The organism is Candidatus Aegiribacteria sp. (assembly GCA_021108435.1).
Taxonomy (GTDB): Bacteria; Fermentibacterota; Fermentibacteria; order Fermentibacterales; family JCC-6; genus Aegiribacteria.
The window spans coordinates 1-3,630 of the sequence record JAIOQY010000014.1; the positions used below are offsets into that span (position 1 = coordinate 1).

General features: G+C 42.9%; 2 protein-coding genes. Both read right to left on the reverse strand.

Features of this window, described 5'->3' with window-relative positions:
- Nucleotides 1-1,227: right-handed parallel beta-helix repeat-containing protein (locus tag K8R76_00720; protein MCD4846695.1), on the reverse strand; the 1,227-nt coding region annotated here is incomplete at its 3' end.
- A 39-nt stretch (nt 1,228-1,266) separates the two neighbouring features.
- On the reverse strand, nt 1,267-3,630 hold a 2,364-nt coding region (locus K8R76_00725), incomplete at its 5' end, for a tetratricopeptide repeat protein (GenBank protein MCD4846696.1).

Sequence of the window (3,630 nt, forward strand, 5' to 3'; positions counted from 1 at the left end):
TCCAAAATCTGCAAATCCTGGAAAGTCGCCTGTAACAAGTCCGCCTGAATTTATGACTGTTCCCTGGAACCCGCTCTGATGTGTTTCAACCCAGCCGGTCTTGAACCAGTTATTTCTTATGTCAAGGATACCATGAACATTGAGCATAGCCAGTCTGCTTCCGGTATCCGTTACATATACGATGTTGTTTCTCGCGTCCGCGAATTCATCATTCGTTGATAATCTGAATAAAGTTGTATTCCCTGTTCTTCCCGATATCACGGTGTTGTTGTGGAAATACAGAGTTCCCTTCCTGTAATGATCTGTGTTTGAACCGTCGCCGCCATAGTGACATATCTGGCTGTTACCCTCGTTGTACTGCTCAATCAGAATATTCCCATAGACAAATGTCTCGGAATATGAAGGGTCATTATAGATACCGGAATGATCTGATTCAACAAGATCAAGCTGTCTGTTGCCGCATTCTATCCAGTTGTATCTGATAACCGTGCCGCAAGAGCGATCCTTCAAATTGTTTCCTTCGCATCCTGCCCTTAGCGGTCCGAAATGATTGTACTGGAAAACAATGCCATTTGATTCAGTGTAATTATTGTGCTGGTAATAACTGCCCTCAACGCCGTTATCGTATATATGACAGCACTCGATCGTAATGTTACCTGACTGGTATGACGCGAAAAAACCATTCCCGCAATCGCGAAGAATGCAATTTCTTATTGTAATATGATTGCCTGATATCACATATATCGAAGCAGCATTTTCCGAATAGCTCCCCGGCTGACCGCTGTCATTCGTAAACGTGAATGGTGACCGCCCACTTCTTATATCCAGGTTCTCTATTATGACATAGTCAGGATCCTGATTCGGGAAGCTTGATCCGCCGAGGTTGATAACTCCTCTTTCCTCCGACCAGTAATCCAGTTCCAGCCTTGTTACCGCGTCACGCCCATCAATAACGGGAATCTCTCCCCCCGGACCGGGTACTCCTTTGAAGACAATGTTATCTGATTCGGTTCCCGAACGGGCTATCACCCATTTCTCACAGTATGGCTCTGTCCTGTAGTGAATGAGAACCGAATCCCCCGGATTCAGGTTCTCCAGAGGAACGTCGCCGATATTCTCGTAAGGCATTCCCGGCCCGACTTCATAGGTTAAAGCAAGCGTATCTCCCGAAAAGCACAGTATGAACAGGAGTATCAGAGACCCACACAATTTTCTTCCGGTTTTCAATATACGTTCTTCTTCCCATCATACCCACGAAGTGTCAGGTCATATGGTTCGATTTTTCTTTTCTGTCCTGGCTTTTTTAACCCATCCTTCTGCACCAAGTTCGATGAATATTTTCAGCGCTTCATCAAGGCTCATCATTGCCCTGGCTTCATCCCCGGATTCCCTGTACATCAAACCCTGAAAATAATGAACCTGGCCAATATCCAGCTGTCTGTTAATACCTTCGAAAATCGATAATGATTTGTTGAAAGCAATTATGGCCTTATCCCATTCCTTCTTCTCTGCAGACAAACGACCTGATAGACAATGTGCTGTTGCTTCCATTTTTCCTGAATTCATCGCGTCAATTAAATGAAAGGTTTTATTCAGCGTTTCTCCGGCCGTTTCAAGGTCGTTCTTTTCCAGATGGAGCGAGGTAAAGCTAATAAGAACTTCAGCAATGAGTGGATTCGATTTGATCATCTCTGCTATAGAGACAGCTTCTTCATAATACTCTTCCGCGGTGGAAAATTCCCCTTTCTCAAGGTATATTTCTCCAATTGCGACAAGGCTTTCCGCCTCTGTTTGACGATCATTGATCTCTCTTGCGATCTGTAATGAATATGTACAGTATTCCAGAGACCTGGAATAATCACCAAGTTTATAGTAAAGAACTCCGATATTATTACGAGTCATCGCCTCGACTTTACGAGTACCGGTTTCAATCGAAATACTCATTGAGGTCTCATAATATTTTATTGCCTTTGCATATTCGCCTGATACCGCGCTTAGAATTCCAATATTGTTAAGAGTACTCGCTTCAAGCTTCCTTGCGCCCATTTCATTTGATAATTTCAAGGATCTTTCATAACAATCCTTTGCTTTTGCATTATCGCCCAGATCTCCATATATGAGACCTATATTGCTGAGGGCTCTAGCTTCAGTTTCGATATCACCGAGAGTTTTTGTTATCTCCAGTGAACGAAGGTAGTATTTCAGTGATTTTGAATACTCGCCCAGATTCCAGAAAATAATACTCTTATTCCCAAGAATCATTGCTTCGAACTTCTTATTCTCTGTCTTTTCCGCAATCGTCAATGAATTCTGATATAGTTTCAGTGCGCTCTTGAATTCACCAAGATACCAGTTGGCGATTCCAATACAATTAAGACCTCCCATTTCTCCCTGCTCATCATTCAGTTCCCTGTAGATTTCCAGGGCTTTCTCTGCCATTTCAATAGTATCATCGTAGTGAGATAATCCAAAGTAGACTCTGCACAAATCAATCAGGCAATCAGCTTCCAGTTTCTTTTCCCCAAGCACTTGCGAATTCTTGACAGCTTCTTTCAGATCCTCTATCGCCATCTCATTATCACCGACCAGATCCAGAACTGCGGCTCTCTTTTTTTGAATTTCGATTTCCTTCAGTTCCGAACCCTCTGTCCCGCTCTGTGTCAGACACTCCAGCACTCTGCTATAGAACTCTATAGCATCTCTATTTGCATAAGCGTTCTTTGCTCTGTCCGCGGCAATGATGCCATATTCTATTACTTTATCATTATCATTGCATATATAATAGTGATAAGCTAACTCCTCTACAACATTATCAACACTTTCTGCATTAAGGGAGACTAATGCTTCTCCAACAATCCGGTGATAGTGCTTTGATTTAATCTTAGGTATTTGCTGATATATAGTCTCTCTTATTACATCTTCTGAAAAACAATACCGCTCTCCTTCACTCTCCTTCAATAATCTCATACCCAGAATCTCATCCATCAGATCGAACAGATGCCCTTCATTCATTCCGGTTACTTCACGCAGCAAAGAAAAATCGAATTTCCTTCCGATGACCGCGGCATACTCCAGTAATTCTTGCGATTGACTGCTCATCATACCCATTTTCCTGTTGACCACACCTTTGATCAAATGGGAAATAGCAATCTCTTTGTCCTCGATGAATGAAAGTTCTGTCTCGCTGCTGATGAATGCGTCTTCAGACTCCATGGACTTCATCAGTTCTTCGATGAAAAATGGATTGCCGCCTGTCTCCCTGTAGATGAAAGTGTTGAGCTCAGGTGACGGGGAAATGCCAGCCATAAGCGATAGCATTTGCGCTACTTCGAAGAGTTCCAGCGGCTCAAGCTCGATCAGGTCATAGAGTTTTTCCCGATTCATTGACTGCATTACTTTACGGAATGATTCAGACTTCGCCTCTTCGACACGGTATATGAAGAAGAAAAAGACAGGACTTTCCTGGAGCGCTCTGACCAGGTAATTGAATAGTTCCAGAGAACTGTCATCCGCCCAGTGAATATTATCAAGACATATTATCAAAGGTGAAATTGAAGCCTGCAGCTCAAGAAATCTGCGTATTCCTTCATAAAGCCTGAACTTGTCAAGCATGAATATGCTTTTGTCCAG